Source organism: Paraburkholderia sediminicola (assembly GCF_046026895.1).
Classification (GTDB): Bacteria; Pseudomonadota; Gammaproteobacteria; order Burkholderiales; family Burkholderiaceae; genus Paraburkholderia; species Paraburkholderia sediminicola_C.
The window spans coordinates 18,286-39,862 of the sequence record NZ_JAQQEU010000067.1; the positions used below are offsets into that span (position 1 = coordinate 18,286).

Annotated in this window: 17 protein-coding genes and 1 tRNA gene; 9 read left to right on the forward strand and 9 right to left on the reverse strand. The window is 65.2% G+C overall.

Translation table 11 applies throughout. The features are described from left to right. Positions 1-4: 4 nt before the first annotated feature. Positions 5-913, reverse strand: a complete 909-nt coding sequence (locus PQR02_RS31300; protein ID WP_408240832.1) for an aldose epimerase family protein — start codon at positions 911-913, stop codon at positions 5-7. Positions 914-1,548: 635 nt separating this feature from the next. Here PQR02_RS31300 and PQR02_RS31305 point away from each other — a divergent pair. Both PQR02_RS31305 and PQR02_RS31310 read left to right on the forward strand, forming a co-directional pair. Next, on the forward strand, positions 1,549-2,379 hold the full coding sequence (locus PQR02_RS31305; protein ID WP_408240835.1) for an undecaprenyl-diphosphate phosphatase: 831 nt from the start codon (positions 1,549-1,551) through the stop codon (positions 2,377-2,379). A 304-nt stretch (positions 2,380-2,683) separates the two neighbouring features. Beyond that, positions 2,684-2,757, forward strand: a tRNA-Arg gene (locus PQR02_RS31310). 145 nt (positions 2,758-2,902) lie between these two features. Here the strand turns inward: PQR02_RS31310 and PQR02_RS31315 are convergent. Both PQR02_RS31315 and PQR02_RS31320 read right to left on the reverse strand, forming a co-directional pair. Beyond that, positions 2,903-3,304, reverse strand: a complete 402-nt coding sequence (locus PQR02_RS31315) for a DUF427 domain-containing protein (protein ID WP_408240837.1) — start codon at positions 3,302-3,304, stop codon at positions 2,903-2,905. Positions 3,305-3,653: 349 nt separating this feature from the next. Continuing rightward, positions 3,654-5,231, reverse strand: coding sequence for an acid phosphatase (locus PQR02_RS31320; protein ID WP_408240840.1), 1,578 nt, complete (start codon positions 5,229-5,231; stop codon positions 3,654-3,656). Between the two features lie 215 nt (positions 5,232-5,446). On the opposite strand from PQR02_RS31320, the gene PQR02_RS31325 reads away from it, so the two are divergent. After that, complete coding sequence (locus tag PQR02_RS31325; RefSeq protein ID WP_408240843.1) at positions 5,447-6,913, forward strand: cytochrome-c peroxidase; 1,467 nt, start codon at positions 5,447-5,449, stop codon at positions 6,911-6,913. Positions 6,914-6,989: 76 nt separating this feature from the next. On the opposite strand, the gene PQR02_RS31330 is transcribed toward PQR02_RS31325, so the two are convergent. Beyond that, positions 6,990-7,229, reverse strand: coding sequence for a hypothetical protein (locus PQR02_RS31330; protein ID WP_408240846.1), 240 nt, complete (start codon positions 7,227-7,229; stop codon positions 6,990-6,992). A 211-nt stretch (positions 7,230-7,440) separates the two neighbouring features. Between PQR02_RS31330 and PQR02_RS31335 the strand changes: the two genes are divergently transcribed. Together PQR02_RS31335 and PQR02_RS31340 are read left to right on the forward strand one after the other, a co-directional pair. After that, positions 7,441-7,827: an RT0821/Lpp0805 family surface protein gene (locus PQR02_RS31335; protein ID WP_408240849.1), complete on the forward strand. Its 387-nt coding sequence runs from the start codon at positions 7,441-7,443 to the stop codon at positions 7,825-7,827. A 94-nt stretch (positions 7,828-7,921) separates the two neighbouring features. Continuing rightward, entirely contained in the window at positions 7,922-8,371 is a 450-nt protein-coding gene (locus PQR02_RS31340) for an NUDIX hydrolase (protein ID WP_408240852.1), read from the forward strand. 121 nt (positions 8,372-8,492) lie between these two features. Here PQR02_RS31340 and PQR02_RS31345 read toward each other — a convergent pair whose 3' ends face one another. Both PQR02_RS31345 and PQR02_RS31350 read right to left on the reverse strand, forming a co-directional pair. Continuing rightward, positions 8,493-9,521: a transporter substrate-binding domain-containing protein gene (locus PQR02_RS31345; protein WP_408240855.1), complete on the reverse strand. Its 1,029-nt coding sequence runs from the start codon at positions 9,519-9,521 to the stop codon at positions 8,493-8,495. 149 nt (positions 9,522-9,670) lie between these two features. Next, positions 9,671-11,380 (reverse strand): glutamine--tRNA ligase/YqeY domain fusion protein, encoded by a 1,710-nt coding sequence (locus PQR02_RS31350; protein ID WP_408240858.1) that lies wholly within the window; start codon positions 11,378-11,380, stop codon positions 9,671-9,673. A 674-nt stretch (positions 11,381-12,054) separates the two neighbouring features. Here PQR02_RS31350 and ggt point away from each other — a divergent pair. Next, positions 12,055-13,818 (forward strand): gamma-glutamyltransferase, encoded by a 1,764-nt coding sequence (gene ggt / locus PQR02_RS31355; RefSeq protein ID WP_408240861.1) that lies wholly within the window; start codon positions 12,055-12,057, stop codon positions 13,816-13,818. A 139-nt stretch (positions 13,819-13,957) separates the two neighbouring features. Beyond that, a complete protein-coding gene (locus PQR02_RS31360) occupies positions 13,958-14,518 on the forward strand; it encodes an RBBP9/YdeN family alpha/beta hydrolase (RefSeq protein WP_408240864.1) in 561 nt (186 codons plus the stop codon). A 49-nt stretch (positions 14,519-14,567) separates the two neighbouring features. On the opposite strand, the gene PQR02_RS31365 is transcribed toward PQR02_RS31360, so the two are convergent. Beyond that, entirely contained in the window at positions 14,568-15,788 is a 1,221-nt protein-coding gene (locus tag PQR02_RS31365) for a CaiB/BaiF CoA transferase family protein (RefSeq protein WP_408240867.1), read from the reverse strand. Between the two features lie 294 nt (positions 15,789-16,082). Between PQR02_RS31365 and alaS the strand changes: the two genes are divergently transcribed. Next, positions 16,083-18,707, forward strand: a complete 2,625-nt coding sequence (gene alaS / locus PQR02_RS31370; RefSeq protein ID WP_408240870.1) for an alanine--tRNA ligase — start codon at positions 16,083-16,085, stop codon at positions 18,705-18,707. Between the two features lie 197 nt (positions 18,708-18,904). Here the strand turns inward: alaS and PQR02_RS31375 are convergent, their stop codons facing one another. Then, complete coding sequence (locus PQR02_RS31375) at positions 18,905-19,858, reverse strand: LysR family transcriptional regulator (protein ID WP_408240873.1); 954 nt, start codon at positions 19,856-19,858, stop codon at positions 18,905-18,907. Between the two features lie 120 nt (positions 19,859-19,978). Here PQR02_RS31375 and PQR02_RS31380 point away from each other — a divergent pair, with 120 nt between their 5' ends. Next, positions 19,979-21,400 (forward strand): YbfB/YjiJ family MFS transporter, encoded by a 1,422-nt coding sequence (locus PQR02_RS31380; protein WP_408240876.1) that lies wholly within the window; start codon positions 19,979-19,981, stop codon positions 21,398-21,400. On the opposite strand, the gene PQR02_RS31385 is transcribed toward PQR02_RS31380, so the two are convergent. Further along, positions 21,397-21,577, reverse strand: a 181-nt coding sequence (locus PQR02_RS31385; protein ID WP_408240879.1) for a hypothetical protein, incomplete at its 5' end; no start/stop codon positions are given. The two genes, PQR02_RS31380 and PQR02_RS31385, sit on opposite strands and share 4 nt — an antisense overlap.

A 21,577-nucleotide genomic window follows, 5' to 3' on the forward strand; every position in this document is an offset into this window, starting at 1 on the left:
GCTGTCAGCGCGTCCGTTCGACCGTGATGCGCAGTGCCGCCGTCTCGGTTTGTCCCGGTTCGAGCCAGCGCAGCCCCATGCCGTTGTGAATCGCATCCGGCAGGCCGAGCCAGGGCTCGACGCAGTAGAAGTCCGACTCCGCCGCTTCGGTCCACGTCGTCACGGCGTACCAGGGCACCGAGCCCGGCCGTTGCAGATCGATCGTGACGACCCGGCCGAGGCCAGGCGCGACGAGCCGCACCGGTTGGTCCGGGGTGCCCACGAGGCAATGGAAGCGGTCGTGAATGCGCGCTTCGTCGAGCGTGTAGCGGGCTTCGCCGGGCTCGGCGGCACTGATCGAGCCGTCGTCCTGCTGATAGCGCCGTTCGGTGCGCGGCAGCTCGATCGAAGTCTCGCCGCGCTGCGTATGTGGCAGCGTGAAGTAGAAATGATGTCCAGCGTAGTAAGGCAAGCGCTCGTTGCCCGTATTGGTGGTGGTGAACGTGACGTCCAGCGTGCGCGCATCGGCGAGGCTGTAGGCGGCTTCGAAGCGGAAGCCGAACGGATAGCCGCCGCGCGTCGCTTCGCTGTCGGTCAGGATCATGCGCAAGCCGGCGCCGTACACGTCGGCATGGGCGTCGAACGGCAGATCGCGGGCGAAGCCGTGCATCGGCAACTCGCGTACGGTGCCATTGGCGTCACGCCAGAAGCCGATCTTGCCGTCGACGCGATGCCGGCCCAAAAACGGAAAGAGCAGCGGGTTGCCGCCGCGAATCCGCGCCGGGTGGCTCCAGTCGGCGCGTTCAGGCCAATGGATCACCTCTTCGCCGTCGATCGTCCATGACAGCAGACGGCCGCCGGCTTGCGGCGCGAAGCGGAGCACGGAGGTGTCCTGGGCGATCTCGAGAATGTCCGGTTGCGGAGAGTGGGGCATGGTCGATGAGCTGATGAGTGAGGGTTGTAGGTGGCCCGAAGGTCGTGTACGCGTGGGTTGCCGCCCTCGCAAGCGCATCGCAAAGGCCGTGCGGCGCGACGCGGGAAGAGGGATTTTGTGCTGCTTTGCGCTACGGGGAAACCCTTCTCGGGAAATTGCGGGTGTCCATAAAATACGATCTTTACCGATAATCCGCTGACTGTCCGGTAACCCGACTGTCGGGCGCGGGTGGCTAAGGAGGCGTTATGGATCTGGCAATGGCAATGGGTGTGGCTCTGTTCGGCATGTTCGCGGCAAGCACGTTCTACTTCTTTCACAAGCTTGGACGCTGATTCCCGCAGCCGCTTTCGCATTGCCGGTCCGCCATCGCGGACCTGACGGAACACTCGGGAAGCCCGTCTTTCCAGAACTCCGCATCTGCAATCGAACACGGTCGCCGTCCCCGGCACGCCGTTTCTTTTGCCGCGACGTAACAACGGTTTCCAGTTGTGACGCGGCGCATCAATATTTCCCCGAATGTGGCTCAAACGCTTGGCGCTGACTTTCCAGCCAGGCATAATCGGTGCGCCTTTGACGCGCCGCTTTCCCTTTCGCGGCGCGCAGTTCCCCGACACTTTCCTTACAAGGACCGCCGCGTGAACCTGTCGTTTCTGATCTTCCTGAGCGTGCTGCAGGGCGTCACCGAACTCTTCCCGGTGAGCAGCCTCGGCCATACGCTGCTCGTGCCCGCGCTGTTTGGCATGCATATCGACAAACATGCGCCGCAGTTGCTGCCGTTCCTCGTCGCGCTGCATCTGGGCACCGCGTTCGCGCTGCTGTGGTATTTCCGTGCGCGGTGGTGCGCGCTGGTGCGCGGCTTCTTCGCGTCGTTCGGCGGCCGTCGCAACGACGACGCGCACATGATGTGGGCGCTCATCATCGGAACGATTCCGGCGGGGCTCGTCGGGCTGCTGCTCGAAAAGCGCCTCGAGCGGCTTTTTCACGATTTGCGTATCGTCGCGATCGCGCTGATCGTTAACGGCGTGCTGCTGTGGTTCGGCGATCGCCTGCAGCGTGCGCGTGCGCACCAGGCGCCTGAGAAGCTGTCGTTTCGCCAGGCGTTTTTCGTCGGCCTGGCGCAGATCGGTGCGCTGATTCCCGGCTTCTCGCGCAGCGGCCTGACCATGATCGCCGGCAATGCGGCCGGCCTGACGGCCGAGAAGGCCGCCGAGTTTTCGTTTCTACTCGGCACCCCGATCATCTTCGCAGCCGGTGTGCTCGAATTGCCGAAGCTGTTGCATGCGCCGGGTCAACTCGCGGACGCGCTGCTCGGCGGCGTCCTGACCGCGATCGCCGCCTATCTGAGCGTGCGTTTCCTGATGCGCTATTTCGAAGGGCGCGGCCGTCTGGCTTCGTTCGGTGTGTACTGCGCGATTGCCGGGGTCCTGTTTCTCGGCTGGTTTGCGGTGCATCCGCAACCTGTCTGAGTGCGTTCGACGCGTCCGCTGCCGCCGGCCGCGTGCTGGCGTGCGGGGGGCGATCGGTTATAATCCGGGCCCAGCTCAGGTTGTCGAGCCCGTCTGTTTCTTGATCGAGCGGCGCCGGTCCTGACTTTTGCGGGCCGCAACGAATCGCAGACGAGGGCCGGGATTTCCGGTCCACGGTTCGGTCAGTTAGAATTTCGGTAGACACGAACCCTGTGGTTCGCACGAGCACAGGTTCCAACACCCGGTACGCGGGTTCTCATTGCGGGCGATGTTGTACGCTGGTGTTGCATCGCCTCACTTCATTACGGCAGTAGCTCAGCTGGATAGAGCATCGGCCTTCTAAGCCGAGGGTGGGGGGTTCGAGTCCCTCCTGCCGTACTTCACTCTTCACACGGGTTCTCAGTTGTTCGAGCGCGCGCACTGCGGAGCGCGGAGCGGGGTGCGTTTCGCTTTGCTTCGCGTGCCTGCGAGCCGTCTGCGCGAACGCGCGCAGTACGATCAGCTTCACTCCAGATGCAACTTCCTAAGCCGGCGCCCGCGCTTCGCCAATTGCCCGCACGTCGATCGAATCGACCCGGTTCGGATAAAACGCCAGGTGCTGCGCGATCTCCTTCACCGACGCATACGGCGACTCGTAGGTCCACACCGCGTTCACCGCCCGCTCGCCGCCGATCGGCACGCTGTAATAAGCGCAGTCGCCCTTGTACGGACAATAGGTCGCGTGATCGGTGCGCACCAGCAGTGTCATCTCGACATCGTCGCGCGGCACGTAATACGCCGGTGGATACGACGCCTCGCGCAACACCAGCGCCTTATTCGAATCGGCTATCACGCGGCCGGCGACGGTCACCACCACGCGTGCTCTGGCCGGCTCGACCGTGATGGGATGATCGGGACCGGGGACCTTGATGGTTTTGTCTGTCATCTGTCGAACTCCTGAATGAGTGGGCCGTCCTGCCACAGGTCGTGGCGGATCGCATGGCGGCATCGACGGGAATGATCGCGCCTTGGCTCCAAGCATACCCCGGTGGTGAAAACGCGTGCCGCCGCCGCGTGAATCGGCGACGCAGAACGCAAGCGCCCGGATTCGCGCGATGCAAATAAAAACGGGCAGCCGAAGCTGCCCGTCGAGGTCTCGCCATGCGGAGGATGCCGCGGACCGTGAGTCGCCGACCGTGCGGCTTCGCAGCATGCCGAACGCGCATCGCCGGCCCGGCATGACCGCTAGCTCAAGCGGCCGAGCCCCAGCACCGCGCGCCCAGCCGCCACGCCGCTCACTGCTTGATGTTCAATGCCGCCGTCAGATCCCCCAGCGGCTTGCTGCCATTGCTGGCCAGTGCCGCGTCGCGCGCCGCGAGACCCGGCAGCGTCGGCAGCGAGTAGCGGCGCGTGATGAAGCGCAGGATCGACGTCGTGTCGTACTGGGTGTGATCGACGTAACGCTTCTTCGCATACGGCGAGATGATCAGCGCCGGAATGCGCGAACCCGGACCCCAGCGGTCGGCCTTCGGCGGCGCGACGTGATCCCAGAAACCGCCGTTTTCGTCGTAAGTCACGGCGACCAGCATGTTGTTCCACTGCGGGCTCTTCTGCAGATGCGAGATGACGTCCGCGATATGCTGATCGCCCGACGCGACATCGGTGTAGCCCGCGTGCTCGTTCAGGTTGCCCTGCGGCTTGTAGAACGACACTTGCGGCAGCGTGCCGGCGTCGATCGCCTTGATGAACTCGGAACCGCCCAGACCGCCGTCGAGCAGGTGCTGCGCGCGGTTCGTCGTGCCCGGTGCGAGGTCGGCGAAGTAGTTGAGCGGCTGATGATGCGGCTGGAAGTTCGGCGCCGTCAGGTTCGCGCCGTAGATCACGTTCGAGGTGCCATTCTGCGCCGCCGCCGCCGCCGCGCCCCATGCGCCGCCGTACCACGCCCACGACACCTTCGCATCGTTCAGCAGGTCGCCGATGTGCTTCTGCGTCTGCGGCGGCAAGGTGGTGGCCTGGGAGGGATCGGCCAGATTCGCGTCGCCGCCCGTCGCCGCCTTGTTGCCGCTCGGCTGATACGCTGGCTGCATCGTGTTGATCGCGTAGAAGTCGGGCGTCAGGTTACCCGACAGCACGTACTTGGGCGGCCCGCTCTGAGCGGATGCCGGCGAGTTCGACGCGACCTTCAGCGTGACGCCGTCACTTTCCACCGCCGAGATCGAGCTGGCCGCCGGGCTCTTGTCCGCGTTCGGATAAACCGGCGTGCATGCGCACACGAGCCACTGGTGGTTCAGGAACGAGCCGCCGAACGCCCCCATGAAGAAATTGTCGGCAAGCGTGTATTGCTGCGCGATCTTCCACAGCGGTAGCTTGTCGGCGTTGAGCGTGTAGTGACCCATCACGAGGCCGCCCGAATCCGCCCATGCGGCGAACTTGTCGTTCTTGCCGCCGTTGATCTGCATCTGGTTCTCGTAGAACCGGTGATACAGGTCGCGCGTCGTCGCGGTGATCGGCGTGTTGAAACCCTTAGGGTCGTCGATCGCGAACGGGCTGTTCGGCAGATTGGCCGTCATCGCCTGCGTGACGGCCGGCGTCACGCCGGTTTGCGTCAGGCCGTTCCACACCAGCGGCAGCGTCGCGAGCGGCGTGCCGTCGCGATCCAGCTGCGTGGCGCTCGCCGCGCTGACGTTCTGCAGACCGTTCGCGCCGGGGAAGTTGCCGTACAGATTGTCGAAGCTGCGGTTTTCCGCGTAAATCACCACGACGTTCTTGATCGAGCTGATGTCCGGCTGCGTGATTTCGCTGCCGCCGCACGCATACAGGCTCAGCGCTGCCGCGATCGCGATCGGCGTCGCGCAGATCAGTTTCTTGTTCATTTGAATGGGTTTCTCTCTCTCGCGTTGGGGACGGGCCATGCGCGTTGCTTACGCGAACGACCGCCGGCGAAAGTTTGGCAATGCAATTTGACAGAAAGATGTAATCAATTACGAAAAGCTTTTCTCTGGATTTTTTCGTCGGCTTGATGTCATCTAAACGACATTGGAATGAAATACGCTCGCGGACTTCAAAATCGCAAACCCACATCGTTCATATGCGAATTGGTCTGGCGGGGATTCGGCACTTCAGGGTGCGGCGGGGCAACGGGGCGGCGAGCGCCGGCTCGTGGCAAGCGGCAGCCTTTGTGCTGGCGGCGGTGACGGTGGCGATCGCGCTTGCCGGCTGTGATGCGGGCGTGGCTGGCGCAGGCAACAGCGCAAGTGCGAATACAGGCGCGGGCGCGACTGCCGCGGCAAGCGCGAACGGTGCGGCCGCTGCCGCGTCCGTGACGACGGCGTCCACGGTGCAGGTCGCGGCGCATGGCGGCGGTCAGTCGCGCGCGCAAGTCTACGAATCGGTGCGCCAGATGACGGCGCTCGGCAAGCAGCTCTTTTTCGACGCGTCGCTATCGGGCTCGGGCAAGCTGGCTTGCGCGTCGTGCCACAGTCCGGATCACGGCTTCGCGCCGGCCAACGCGCTGCCGGTTCAGCCTGGCGGCAGCGACATGCACCGCACCGGCCTGCGCGCCGCGCCGACGTTGAAGTACCTGCAATCGGTGCCGGCGTTCGCCGAGCACTATCACGAGTCCGACGACGAAGGCGACGAAAGCGTCGATGCCGGTCCGACCGGCGGCCTGACCTGGGACGGCCGGGTCGACCGTGGCGGCGAGCAGGCGCGCATTCCGCTGTTGTCGTCGTTCGAGATGGGCAGCACGCCGCCGAAGGTCACTGCGGCGGTCAAGGCCGCGCCTTACGCCGGCGATTTTCGCGCGGCGTTCGGCGAGCATATCTTCGACAACGACGACGCCACCTTCAAAGCAGTGCTGCAAGCGCTCGAAACGTTCGAGCAGACGCCCGAGGTGTTCTACCCATACACCAGCAAGTACGACGCGTATCTTGCGGGCAACGCGCAATTGACGCCGGCCGAACTGCACGGCCTGCAACTTTTCAACGACGAACAGAAAGGTAATTGTGCGAGCTGCCACATCAGCCAGCGCACCAAAGACGGCGCGCCGCCGCAATTCAGCGATTTCGGTCTGATCGCGATCGGCGTGCCGCGCAACCGCGCGTTGCCGGCCAATCGCGATCCGCATTTCTACGACCTTGGCGCCTGCGGGCCGGAGCGCACCGACCTGAAGGCGCGTGACGAGTTTTGCGGGATTTTCCGCACGCCGACGCTGCGCAACGTCGCGTTGAAGAAGAGCTTCTTCCACAACGGTGTCTACCATTCGCTCGATCAGGTGGTCCGTTTTTATGCCGAACGCGACACCAACCCGGAGAAGTTCTATCCGGTGTCGAAGGGCAAGGTGCAGAAGTTCGACGATCTGCCGCAGCGCTACTGGGCCAATCTGAACACGGAGGCGCCGTTCGATCGCAAACCGGGCGACAAACCGGCGCTCGACGCAGCCGAAATCAAGGACGTGGTGGCGTTTCTGAATACGCTCACCGACGGGTATCAGGTGTCCGGTGCGAAGCCCGGCGCAGTGGCCGGGATGCCTGCTTCTCGCGCCGCCGCGAACTGAAAGCGAGCGCGGCTCGCCATCGTGACGACAGGGACCGCACGGGCCGCGGCGCAGCGCAGCGCATCGCATCGCGTGCTCAGTCGGGCATATCGCCGAGAATGGTGTAGCAGGCGGCGAGCAGCAACGCGAACGACACCAGCAGGCAGGCAATGCCGACGCGCGTCAGCAGATTCGGCCAGCGCGCGACCGCTGGCGCGTCTATTTCCACGGTGCGCGACGCCCGACCGGGATCGCGTCCGAGCGCGACCGGCACGAGTGCCACACAAACCAGCGCGAGGCTTACGACAAAGACTTTCAGGGCGGCAAAGGTGCTCATGGCGAGCTGTGTGAGGCCTGACGGCTGCGGGGACGAAAAATAAATCTTAAAAAATACGTTCCACAGGACGATATGAGACACATCCTAAAATTGACGGCAGCCACGCTGCGCGTTCCCTTCGAAGGCCGCATGCTATGCTTTTGAGGTCCAGATCAAGCGTTGCCGCGCGTGCGCTCGAGATCGTCCAGAACACTTTCGAGGAGAATCCTTCATGTCGATGCGAACCCGCGTACTGCTTCACCTGGCCGGCGCCGGCCTGTTGCTCGGCGGCGCGATCGGCGCGCGGGCGGCGAATCTCGATTTTCTGCACGACACGCCGATGGCGTACATGAAGCAGCGCGACATCGACTCGATCAAGAAGGCGGTGTTCAGTGCGCTCAACGAGCAGAAGGACGGCGCGAGCGTCACCTGGGTCAACGAAGGCACAGGCAACAGCGTGAAGATCGACGCAACGATTACCGTCGCCGGCACCGCCAACGACGGCGGGCGCACCTGCCGCGACCTCGGCGTGGTGCTGAATGCGAAAGGGCAGTCGATGAACCTGCACCCGCAGTTCTGCAAGCAAGGCGGGGGCACCTGGCAATTGCAGAAAAAGTGATGAGCATTCAGGCCGTGATGGCAGCGCGCGCCGGCCGGTCGGCGCGGCGGTTCGACGCCGTGTATTGTCGCGGCAGCGAAGGCACCCTGCGACGATGAGCCCGCGGATCGTTTCGTGCGGCATCGTTCTGCTTGACCCGGACGGTCGCGTGCTGCTCGCGCACGCCACCGAGACGTCGCATTGGGACATTCCGAAAGGGCACGGCGAGGCGGGCGAAGCGCCGCACGTCACGGCGCTGCGCGAGATGGTCGAGGAGACCGGCATCGCGATCGAGCCCGGCCGCCTGAAGGATCTTGGCCTGTACGTCTACCGGCGCGACAAGGATCTGCATCTGTTCGCCGCGCGTGCCACCGCTGGTGAACTCGACCTGAGTTCATGCACCTGCACATCGTTGTTTCCGCGACGCTCGGACGGTACGCTGATTCCTGAAATGGACGCGTACCGCTGGGCCGCGATCGATGAAATCCCCAAGTATGCGAGCCGCAGTCTGACGCGCCTTTTTCAGACCACGCTGTCACTGGCGGAGCTGCATCGGACGCTGTAGTGGCGGCGGGCGGCGGGCGGCCGCCTATGAGCGGCCAGAGGCGCGCATGAACGGGCAGCAGACGAAACGCGCGCCGACGCGCGGGCGCGCGGGCCGCGCGCCTCAGGCGTAACGCTCACGCTCAGTCGAGCGCGTGGTCGTTCGGATGCGCGAACAGCGCGCGGTTCTGTTCCGACAGCGGAAAATTAAGATTGATGCCGTGCGGCGGAATGGGTTGTGTGAACCACTGCTTGTACAGGTGTTCCGCCTCGCCGGAAGTCTGCCCGCGTGAGATCACCCCATTCACCAGATTGCGGAACGGCTCGTCGCCCTTGCGGAACATGCACGCGTAGACCTCGGAGCCGAGCGGTGTGCCCGTCACCACGAAGTCGTCGGGACGCGGGTCGGTCGAACGGAAGCCGTACACGATCGGCTCGTCCATCACGAAGGCCACGGCCCGATCTTCCTTGAGCGCGGTGAATGCTTCCAGATGATCGCGCGCGCTGGTGATGCGCATGTTCAGATGCTTGTCGGTGTTCAGGCGGCGCAGCAGGCGTTCGTCGGACGTGCCCGCGGTCGTCACGACCGGCTTGCCGGCCAGGTCCGCGAAATCCGTAATGCCGCTATGCTTGCGCGTGATCATGCGCACCGCGTACCGGAAGAAGCTGTTCGAGAAGGCGGCCACGCTTTCGCGCTCCACCGTGTGCGTGGTCGAGCCGCACTCCAGATCGATCTGGTTGTTCTGCAGCATCGACGTGCGGTTCGACGAGGTCACGGTGATTTCGTGCACCTTCAGTTGCGGCATGCCGAGCGTCTTGCGGATTTCATCGACGATTTGCAGCGCGATGGTCTGCGAGTAGCCGATCGTGTGTTTGCCGTCGAAGTACGAGAAGGGGATCGACGCCTCACGCACGCCGAGCACGACCACGCCGTCGTCATGAATCTTCTTCAGTGTGCCGGTGAGCTCGTCCGCGCGGGCCGGGCAGACGAGCGACGCCGCGCCGAACGTGGCCAGCGCCACCAGCGCGCAACGCGCGCGGTGCGCGAAGCGTGCCCCGTGAGCGGTGCACGTGGCGGGAACGGCGCGCATGCGAGTTGCGCGGCGCGTGCCATGAGCCGTGCCTGTCGTCATCGCCCTGTTACTCGCCATGCTGCGGGCTGCAACTTTCATCGGGTCTCCCTGACTGGCGCGTCCAACCGGCCGCGCCGTCACTGTCGATGGAACATGATGCAACGAAACGGCGTGCACCTCGTGAGCGAGATGCACGCCGTATTCAACTTCCCAGCTTCAGATGCGTTACGAACCGCAGCCGCTCCAGCTTACGCCGGCTTGCCCCAGCTGTCGCGCAAGCTGACGATGCGATTGAACACGGGTTTGCCCGGCTGCGAATCGACGCGGTCGGCGACGAAATAGCCGTGGCGCTCGAACTGGTAGCGCTGTTCCGGCAGCGCGTCGCGCGCGCCCGGTTCCAGGTAGGCGTTGACGACGCGTTTCGAATCCGGATTCAGCGCTTCGAGGAAGTCGCGGCCGCCGGCGTCCGGCTGGGGCTCCTTGAACAGCCGGTCGTAGATGCGTACTTCAGCCGGGCAGGCGGCGGCCGCGCTGACCCAGTGAATGTTGCCCTTGACCTTGTAGGCGTTCGCACCTTCGGTGCCCGATTTGCTGTCCGGGAAGTAGTTGCAGTGGACCGCGACGACGTTGCCGTTCTCGTCCTTGTCCGCGCCCGTGCATTCGATCACGTAGCCGTAGCGCAGCCGCACCTTGTTGCCGGGGAACAGGCGGAAGTAGCCCTTCGGCGGCGCTTCGTTGTAGTCCTCGCGCTCGATCCACAGTTCGCGCGAAATCGGAAACTCGCGCAGACCCTGCTCCGGATGATGCGGATGGACCGGCGCGCTGCACGGCTCGGTGACGCCTTCGGGGAAGTTGTCGATGATCAGCTTGAGCGGATCGAGCACGGCGGCCGTGCGCGGCGCCTTGTCGTCGAGATCGTCGCGCAGCGCGCCTTCGAACACGCTCATGTCGATCCACGAGTCGACCTTGCTGACGCCGATCCGCTCGCAGAACAGCTGGATCGCCTCGGGCGTGAAGCCGCGCCGGCGCACGCCGACGATGGTCGGCAGGCGCGGGTCGTCCCAGCCGTCCACATGGCCTTCGTTCACCAGTTGCAGCAGCTTGCGCTTGCTGGTGATCGCGTAGGTCAGGTTCAGGCGCGAGAACTCGATTTGTTGCGGCAGCGGACGCGTGAAGATGCCCGCTTCGGCAAGCTCGTTCAGAATCCAGTCGTACAGCGGCCGATGGTCTTCGAACTCCAGCGTGCACAGCGAATGCGTGATGTTTTCCAGCGCGTCCGAGATGCAATGCGTGTAGTCGTACATCGGGTACACGCACCATTTGTCGCCGGTGCGGTAGTGATGCGCGAAGCGGATCCGGTAGATCACCGGATCGCGCATGTTGAAGTTCGGCGACGACATGTCGATCTTCGCGCGCAATACGTGCTCGCCTTCCTTGAACTCGCCGGCCTTCATGCGGCGGAACAGGTCGAGGTTCTCCTGTACCGGGCGCTCGCGGAAGGGCGACGGCGTGCCGACTTCCGTGGCCGAGCCGCGGTTCGCGCGCATTTCTTCGGCCGACTGGCTGTCCACGTAGGCCTTGCCGCGCTCGATCAGCAGTTCGGCGAACTCGTACAGCTTGTCGTAGTAGTCGCTCGCGAAATAGAGCTCTTCCTTGCCGTCTTTTTCCCATTCGAAGCCGAGCCAGCGCACCGAGTCGATAATGGAGTCGACGTATTCGACGCTTTCCTTTTCCGGATTGGTGTCGTCAAAGCGCAGATGGCACACGCCGCCGTAGCTGCGCGCGATGCCGAAGTTCAGGCAGATGCTCTTGGCGTGACCGATGTGCAGATAGCCGTTCGGCTCGGGCGGAAAGCGCGTTTCGACCCGCTGGCCCCACTTGCCGGTGCGGTTGTCGTCGTCAATGATGTTGCGGATGAAATTGGATGCCGCTGGCGCGTCGTTGCGTTCGGTATTCATGCGAGAAGGTGAGAGTCTGTCGGGGACGCGTGGTGCGCCCACTTATCCGACAATTCTACCTGAGCAGTCCGCCGGCGGCAGGTGAATGCGGCGCGCAGCCAACGTTTGAGCGCTTTTGCCGCGGATGCGGGGCCGTGCGGGCGCTGTAACAGGAGGTAAAACGTTTTGTTCGCGCAGCCGCCCGCGACTTAGGATGCCTGCGGCGCGGCTTCGTCAGCGGGGTGTGGCACAGCCGCCGCGGACGGCCAGTGCAGCGCGCTGTCCTATGCCGCACGGCGTTCGTGCGGCGCAAGAGGCTTCATGCCGGCGAGATCAGACCGCCTCTTCAGGGCGCGCCCGGTCCGCATTCAAGCGTCGATTTACGTCGCGTTCGACGGTCATGCCGCTTTGAGCCACCTTAGGTCCGCTTTGGACCGCATGCTGGCCGCACACGGTTGGCATGGACGCAGAGGCGGCCCGCAGAGCGCAAAGTGTAGCGAGCGGTTTGCCGTTTCGCGGCGTGTGTGCCCGCCGCACGATATTTTCCGGGGCCGTGCAGCCTGCGCGTCGACGCGCAGCGCGCGCACTCGTCGCAGCCGTCCACTCAGGCCGCACCGCCCGCACCGCCCATTGCGCCTTGCATGAACGCGCGCCGTTCGTGCACCATGGCGCCCTTAGTTGCCGGAGTTTCTCGGATGCCTGTCCCGACGCACGGCGCGCCTCGCGTGCTTTTCGCTTCTTTGTCCTCGCCCCGGATCGCGCGCGCCGCGATTCTGTGCGCCGCGTTCGGCGCGCTAGCCGGCGGCGTCGTCGCGCCGGCCCCCGCGCTGGCGAAAACCGCGCCGCCCAAGCCCGCGCTCGACGCATCGGCGGTGGCCGTGCCGGATCGCTATGGCGCCGACACCGCGCAGCAGATCTTCGCGGCCGGCGGCAACGCGGTGGATGCCGCCGTCGCGATTGCGTTCACGCTGGCCGTGACGCGTCCTGACGCGGGGAATATCGGCGGAGGCGGATTCATGACGCTGTTCATGGACGGCAAGCCGTACTTTCTCGACTACCGCGAGCGCGCGCCGCAACAGGCGAACCGCGACATGTATCTCGACGACAAGGGCAACCTGGTGGCGGGCATGAGCGTCGTCGGCCACCGCGCGGTGGGCGTGCCGGGGACCGTCGAGGGCATGTGGGAGGCGCAGCAGCGTTTCGGCAAACTGAAGTGGACGCAGGTCCTCGCGCCCGCCATCCGCTATGCGACCGACGGCTTCGCGGTCGACCCGTCGCTGCAGCAGCGTCGCGACGCGGCGGTGAAGAGTTTCACCGGCAAGACCAATTTCGACGCGTACTTCTCGGGTCTGAAGGCGGGCGCGACGTTCCGTCAGCCCGAACTCGCGCAGACCTTGACGCGGATCGCCGGCGACGGCGGCCGCGAGTTCTACGAAGGCCGCACGGCCGACCAGATCGCTCAGCAGATGTACGGCCACGGCCTTGTCACGAAGCAGGACCTGATCCAGTACAAGGCGGTCTGGCGCCAGCCGCTCTCCGCCGACTGGAACGGCTACCGCGTGATCACCGCGCCGCCACCGAGTTCCGGCGGCATCGGGCTGATCCAGATGCTGAAGATGAAGGCCGATCTGAAGGCGGCATTCGACGGCGTCGAGCTGAATTCCGCGCCGTATATTCACCTGATCGCGCAGATCGAGGACCGCGTGTTCGCTGACCGGCAACGCTACCTAGGCGATCCGGATGCGTACAAGGTGCTGGCGGACAAGCTGATCGACGACGCCTACCTCGCGCAGCGCGCCGGTGAAGTCAAACCCGACGAAGTGCCGGGCGCGACGCCGGTGAAGGTGGGCCTCGGCGACGCGATGCCGGAGAAGGCGCAAACCACGCATTTTTCGGTCGTCGACAAGTGGGGCAACGCGGTGTCGAACACCTACACGCTGAACGGCGATTTCGGCGCGGGCGTGGTGGTGGACGGCGGCGGCTTCCTGCTGAACGACGCGATGGACGACTTCGTCACCAAGCAGGGCAGCGAGAGCGCGGGCGGCGTGAGCGGCGCGGAGGTCAATACGGTGGCGCCGGGGCGTCGCCCGCTTTCGTCGATGACGCCCACGCTGCTGTTGAAGGACAACAAGGTGGCGCTGGTGATCGGCACGCCGGGCGGCTCGCGCATCCTGACCACGATTTTCCAGGTGATGACCAACCTGTATGACTTCAACATGGCGCCCGCCGACGCGCTTGCCGCGATGCGTTTCCATCATCAGCTGTTGCCGCAGAAGACGATCTATTTCGAGCCGTTCCATCCGGTCACGGGCGAGCTTGCCGAGCAGCTGAAGGCGATGGGCTATACGCTGGAAGAACAGTCGTTCAACGGCGATGTGCAGATGATCCGCGTCGAGGGTGCGACGCCTGAGCCGGCGGCGGATCCGCGCGGGGTGGGCGTGGGGCGGGTGATCCGGTGAGGCTGGGCGTTGGGATTCGGTGAGCGGATGCGATAAGCGAACCGCAGCCAGGCGAACGGGCGTCGGGCAGAACGCAACCGGCGTGCAGCAGCACACAACCAGCGGCAACAAAAAAACCAACCACAAGCGGGAAAGCGGGATGAGCGGAGAAAAACTGAACACACTCGTGCTGCCGGGTTATCAGAACTCCGGCGCCGGTCACTGGCAAACGCGCTGGGAAGAACGCGATCCCGCGTTCGCGCGCGTGCAGATGCCCGACTGGGATCATCCCGTTCGCGACGCGTGGTGCCGGGCGCTCGACGCCGCGGTGGCCGCCGCCGATGCGCCGGTGAGCTTCGCCGCCCACAGTCTCGGCTGCCTGACGACGGCTTTCTGGGCGTCGCAGTACGCGAGCGCGGCGCAGCTCGCGAAGGTGGCGGGCGCCTTGCTGGTCGCGGTGCCCGATCCGGCCGGGCCGCATTTTCCACCGGACGCCAGCGGCTTCGCGCCGGTGCCTCTCGCGCGTTTGCCGTTCCCGACCATGGTCGTAGCGAGCAGCGACGATCCCTACGGGGGCGTGCCGTTTTCACGGACCTGCGCGAACGGATGGGGCAGCCGCTGGGTGGACATCGGCGCCCGTGGCCACATCAACGCGGACAGCGGCCTCGGCGATTGGGACGAAGCGCGGCGCTGGCTGGCTTCGCTAGCCGCGCAGGGCTGAAGTTGCGGCGATGCGAGGACCGGCCTCATCGCCAGCAGAACCGACGGCTTCAAATCACCGCCTTTGCCCGCAACGCCGCAACCGTCGCATCGTCATAACCGAGCACTTCGCGCAGGATGCTCCCGGTGTGCTCGCCGAGCATAGGCGGGTGAGCCAGCGCCTCGGGCGGCGTCCCGCTCATATTGATCGGATTGCGCACCAGCTTGACCGTGCCGCCCGACGGATGCGGCAGATCGACCTGCATCCCGCGCGCCACCACCTGCTCGTTCTCGAACACTTCGGCGAGATCGTTGATCGGCCCGCACGGCACGCCCGCCGCTTCGAGTGCGCCAATCCATTGCTGCTTGTCTTGCAGACGGACCATGTCGGCGAGAATCGGCACGAGGATGTCGCGGTGGCGCACGCGCGCCGGGTTGGTCGAGAAACGCTCGTCGTCGGCGAGTTCGGGCCGGCCGCCCGCTTCGACGAACTTGCGGAACTGCCCGTCGTTGCCGACCGCGACGATGATCCAGCCGTCGCTCGTCTGGAAGGTCTGATACGGCACGATGTTCGGGTGTGCATTGCCCCAACGCACGGGCGGCTGGCCACTCGCCAGATAGTTCGAATTCATGTTGGCGAGCATCGCCACCTGCACGTCGAGCAGCGCCATGTCGATGTATTGGCCTTCGCCCCTGCGGTCGCGGTGCGTGAGCGCGGTGAGCACGGCGATGGTCGAATACATGCCGGTCATCAGGTCGGCGATGGCGACGCCGGCCTTTTGCGGACCGCCGCCGGGCTGGCCGTCGCGCTCGCCGGTGATGCTCATGAAGCCGCCGATTCCCTGCACGATGAAGTCGTAGCCGGCGCGCTGCGCATACGGCCCGGTCTGCCCGAAGCCGGTCACCGAGCAATAGATCAGATCGGGCTTCACTTCCTTGAGCGACGCGTAGTCGAGCCCGTACTTCTTCAACTGGCCGACCTTGTAGTTCTCCAGCACCACGTCGCTTTGCGCAGCCAGTTCGCGGATGATCCGCTGGCCTTCGGGCGACGCGATGTCGAGCGTGACCGAGCGCTTGTTGCGGTTCGCCGCGAGGTAGTACGCGGCCTCGCGCGTGTCGGTGCCCTGCGGCGTCTTGAGATATGGAGGCCCCCAGTGACGGGTGTCGTCGCCGACCTCGGGGCGTTCGATCTTGATGACGTCGGCGCCGAAATCGGCGAGCGTTTGCGCGCACCAGGGGCCGGCGAGCACGCGGGTGAGATCCAGCACGCGGATATGACTGAGAGCGCCCATATTGATCTAATGTCTCCTAGGTAGCCAGGCGGCGCGCAAGGCACCGCGGATCGGGGCAATCTTAAGCGATTCGCGCAGGTCTGCGCACCCAGCCGGACGGCATAGGACAGATCGGCGCGTCCCGATATGGCCCGTGGTCCGGGCCACGCGCGGCCAAACCTGGCCGAACGGCCAACGCACCGGGCCCGCCGCCGCGCAGCCGCGCCGATCCCGTATAATCAGTCGTTTAAGAAACAAACAGTTGGCGCATCCCACGATGCCGCCGGTAACAGCCAGGACCGTCCCCCGCACGCTATGAAAGCCGCCGAAATCCGCGAGAAATTCCTCAAGTTCTTCGAATCGAAGGGCCATACGATCGTTCGCTCGTCGAGCCTTGTGCCCGGCAACGACCCGACCCTGCTCTTCACCAATTCTGGAATGGTGCAGTTCAAAGATGTGTTCCTCGGCGCGGAATCGCGTCCGTATTCGCGTGCCACCACCGCGCAGCGCAGCGTGCGCGCGGGCGGCAAGCACAACGATCTGGAAAACGTCGGCTACACCGCGCGTCACCACACGTTCTTCGAAATGCTGGGCAATTTCTCGTTCGGCGACTACTTCAAGCGCGACGCGATCCACTACGCGTGGGAATTGCTGACCGGCGTGTACCAACTGCCGAAAGACAAGCTGTGGGTCACCGTCTATCACGAAGACGACGAAGCGCACGACATCTGGGCGAAGGAAGTGGGCGTGCCGGTCGAGCGCATCATCCGCATCGGCGACAACAAGGGCGCGCGCTACGCGTCGGACAACTTCTGGCAAATGGCCGACACCGGTCCGTGCGGCCCGTGCTCGGAAATCTTCTACGACCACGGCCCGGAAGTGTGGGGCGGGCCGCCGGGGTCTCCTGAGGAAGACGGCGACCGCTACATCGAGATCTGGAATCTCGTGTTCATGCAGTTCAACCGCGACGCCCAGGGCAACATGACGCCGCTGCCCAAGCAGTGTGTGGACACCGGCATGGGTCTGGAGCGTATCGCCGCGGTGCTGCAGCATGTGCACAGCAACTATGAGATCGACCTGTTCCAGGCGCTCATCAAGGCCGCGGCGCGCGAAACCGGCGTGAGCGACCTGACCAACAACTCGCTGAAGGTAATCGCCGATCACATCCGCGCATGCTCGTTCCTGATCGTCGACGGCGTGATTCCGGGCAACGAAGGGCGCGGCTACGTGCTGCGCCGGATCGTGCGCCGCGCGATCCGCCACGGCTACAAGCTGGGCAAGAAGGGCTCGTTCTTCCACCGCATGGTGGCGGACCTCGTCGCGCAGATGGGCGGTGCGTACCCGGAACTGAAGGAAGCCGAGCAACGCGTCACCGACGTGCTGCGTCAGGAAGAAGAGCGCTTTTTCGAAACCATCGAGCACGGCATGTCGATTCTCGAAGCCGCGCTGGCCGATCTCGAAGCGAAGGGCCGCAAGACGCTCGACGGCGAACTCGCATTCAAGCTGCACGACACCTACGGTTTCCCGCTGGACCTGACCGCTGACGTGTGCCGCGAGCGCGAAGTGACGGTCGACGAACCCGCGTTCGACGAAGCGATGGCGCGTCAGCGCGAGCAGGCGCGCGCGGCGGGCAAGTTCAAGATGGCGCAAGGCCTCGAATACTCGGGCGCGAAGACCACGTTCCACGGCTACGAAGAAATCGTCTTCGACGACGCGAAGGTGGTTGCGCTGTACGTGGACGGCGCGTCGGTGCGGGAAGTGGCGCACGGCCAGCAGGCGGTCGTGGTGCTGGATCACACGCCGTTTTACGCGGAGTCGGGCGGCCAGGTGGGCGACCAGGGCGTGCTGGCCAACGCTAGCGTGCGCTTCGCGGTCACCGACACGCTGAAAGTACAGGCCGACGTGGTCGGCCATCACGGCACGCTCGAGCAGGGCACGCTGAAGGTGGGCGACGTCGTCAAAGCGGAAATCGACGCGGTGCGCCGCGCCCGCACGGCCCGCAACCACTCGGCCACGCACCTGATGCACAAGGCGCTGCGCGAGGTGCTCGGCTCGCACGTGCAGCAGAAGGGCTCGCTCGTCGACCCGGACAAGACCCGTTTCGACTTCGCGCACAACGCGCCGATGACGGACGAGCAGATCCGCCGTGTCGAAGAGATCGTCAACGCCGAAGTGCTGGCGAACGCGCCGGGCATCGTCCGCGTGATGCCGTTCGACGAAGCGGTGAAGGGCGGCGCGATGGCGCTGTTCGGCGAAAAGTACGGCGACGAAGTGCGGGTGCTCGACCTGGGTTTCTCGCGTGAATTGTGCGGCGGTACGCACGTGCATCGCAGCGGCGACATCGGCTTCTTCAAGATCGTGATGGAAGGCGGCGTCGCGGCGGGCATTCGTCGCGTGGAAGCGATTACGGGCGACAACGCCGTGCGCTTCGTGCAGGACCTCGACGCGCGCATCAATGCGGCTGCGGCGGTGTTGAAGACGCAGCCTTCGGAACTGACGCAGCGGATCAGCCAGGTACAGGATCAGGTGAAGTCGCTGGAGAAAGAACTGAGCGCGCTGAAGTCGAAGCTGGCTTCGAGCCAGGGCGACGAGCTGGCCGCTCAGGCGATCGAAGTGGCCGGCGTGCACGTGCTGGCGGCCACGCTGGACGGCGCGGACGTCAAGACGCTGCGCGAGACGGTCGACAAGCTGAAGGACAAGCTGAAGAGCGCGGCAATCGTGCTGGCTTCGGTCGAAGGCGGCAAGGTGAGCCTGATCGCCGGCGTGACGGCGGACGCCAGCAAGAAGGTCAAGGCTGGCGAACTGGTCAACTTCGTCGCGCAGCAGGTCGGCGGCAAGGGCGGCGGCCGCCCGGACATGGCGCAGGCTGGCGGCACCGAGCCGGCGAACCTGCCCGCCGCGCTGGCTGGCGTCAAGGCCTGGGTCGAAGGCCAGCTTTGATTCGGGTTTGATGGGGCCACGCGGGGCGCCGGTCGTTTCGGCGCGTCGCGTGGCCCAGGTTTTTTTGCGAAGCCGCGCTGCTGGATTGTGTCGTGGCGCGGCGCGAATCATTGGTTCATGTGCGGCCGAGCAGGTTGATTCGCGATGCGCTTTTGCGGTTCCGATTCGCCGGCGGATATCCGGCGCCGCAGCAGTGATCAGGCAATACCCGCCTTCGCGGCCGCCGCGTCCTCCGTTTCTCGCGTTGGGTTTGCGATCGCGACCGTATCCCCTTCGTCAGCCGTCACGAGCGTGCGCCGCAGCGCATTGAGCGCGGACGAAAAATGCCCGCGTCGCCACACGAGCAGCGTCTCGATCATGCCGATATCAGGCAACTCATGAACCGCGATATTGCTGGCATCGGTTTGCAGATCCAGTACTGAGCGCGGCGCCACCGCCACGCCCGCGCCGGCCGCCACGCACGCGACGATCGCGTGATAGGAGCCAAGCTCCAGCACGCGCGCCGGCCTCACGCCGTGTTCCAGATACCACTTCTCGATATAAGCCCGATAGGCGCAGCCACGCTCGAACGCGATCAGCGTCGACAGCGCGACATCGCGCACCTCGCGCACCTCGCGAATCGGCCGATGCCCGCGCGGCGTGAGCATCACCAGCTCTTCCCGGAATACCGGCACCGTCTCGAACAGGTCGCTGAGCGCGGCCGGGTCCAGCGGCGTCGCCACCAAAGCGGCATCCACTTCGAATTCGCGCACCCGCTCGATTAGCTTGCCGGTCGTGCCGGTCTCCAGTTCGAGCGCGACGGCGGGCCACTGCTGGTGATATTGCGCGAGCAATCCGGGCAGACGTGTCGCCGCGACGCTCTCCATGGTGCCCAGCCGCAAGCGCCCGCTCGGACGATCCTCGCGCACCGCGTGACGCGCTTCGTCGGCGAGTGCGAGCAGGCGCTCCGCGTACGGCAGCAGCGTTTCGCCCGCGGGCGTCAGCACGAGGCGGCGGCCGTCGCGGATGAACAGGTCGGTGCCGAGCTGCTCTTCCAGTTGCTTGATGCGTGTCGTCACGTTCGACTGCACACGATTGAGCTTGGCAGCGGCGCGCGTCACGCCGTTTTCCCGCACGACCGCGCGGAAAATGGTCAAGGCGGCCAGATCCATGATTCTCTCCGGGCGATGATTGATATCCGAATTATTCATTTTTCGTGATCAAAAGGTCAAGCTACTATGGATTGGACAAACCCGGCCTGACCGTCATTGGCCATCACCTGACGCCCGATCATGAACGACCTCGCTTCCCACGGGTACGACCGCTTCACCGAACCTCACGCCGCCCGCCGCGCGGCGTTCGCCTGCATGGTGACGTTGGCCGTGACCCTGGGGATCGGGCGTTTCGCCTTCACGCCGCTGTTGCCGCTGATGCTTCATGGAAGCGCTTTGGGTCAGCCGCAGCTCGACATCCAGCACGGCGGCTGGCTGGCGTCGTTCAACTACGCGGGGTATTTTGCCGGCGCGCTCAGTTGCGCCGCGCTGCGGGTCGAGCCGGCGCGCATGGTGCGCGTGGGGCTCGTTGCGACGGTTCTGCTGACGCTGGCGATGGGCGTCACGCATCACTTCTGGGTGTGGGCGGCGGTGCGCTTCATCGCCGGCGCGGTCAGCGCGTGGACGTTCGTTTTCGCGTCCCAGTGGGGCTTGCGACGTCTCGCCGAACTCGGCGCGCATGGCTGGAGCGGGGTGATTTACACCGGACCGGGCGTGGGGATCGTAGGGACGGGGGTGCTGGTGAGCGTCGCGGGGGGATTTGGCGCGACGGCGGGATGGATCTGGTTTGGACTGATCGGTGCGGTTTTGTCGGCGGCGGTTTGGCCGGTGTTTCGAGGGGCGGTGGGCGTCGGCGGGGAAGGGGCGGATCGTCGTGGACGCGGATCGGTTGCCGATGTCGATGCGGGTCGGAATGGGACGAGCCGGTCTTCTAACCGCCACGCTGCTGTCAGCGAACGCAGTGCAAACCAACCCGCCGTCAGCGGACCGCCCGTCGGCCAATCTCATGCGAGCCAGCGGGCGGCCAGCCAACTCGCCGGTGGACGCACGACCGGCCACATCACCGGTCACACCGCGCACCGCGCCGACGCCATCTGGCTGATCCTGCTCTACGGCATCCCCGGCTTCGGCTACATCATCACGGCGACCTTTCTGCCCGTCATCGCGCGCCATGCGTTGCCGGGCTCTTTCTGGCCCGATCTGTTCTGGCCGATGTTCGGCGCGGCGCTGATCGTTGGCGCGCTGCTGGGCGCGCGTCTGCCGGTGCATTGGGATAACCGCACGCTGCTCGCCGGCTGCTATGTGCTGCAGGCCATGGGTATCGCGCTCGGAATCGTCTGGCCGACGGCCGGCGGCTTCTCGCTTGGCAGCATGCTGATCGGCCTGCCGTTCACCGCGATCACGCTGTTCGCGATGCGCGAGGCGCGGCGCCTGCGCGGGGACGATGCGGCCGGGTTGATGGGCTACGCGACGGCGGCCTACGGCGTCGGCCAGATCGTGGGGCCGCTGGTTGCCGCGCCGATTGCGGACCATACGGGGTCTTTCTCGCCGGCGCTGTGGCTGGCGGCGGGTGCGTTGATGGTGGGTGCGGCGGGGCTGATCGCGGTCGCTCATCGGCCGCAGCCGCACCGTGACCGTATGCCGGATTGCAGCTGCAACTAATGGCCGCGAAAACGCTCGCGCGACGGCGCGCTGCGACTAACTTGCTGTCGAGCCGTAATTGCTGGAAATCCAAATCCAAACACCGCAATCCCACAATCCCACAATCCCACAATCCCACAATCCCACAATCCCACAATCCCACAATTCCACAATTCCACAATTCCACAATCCGGCAAC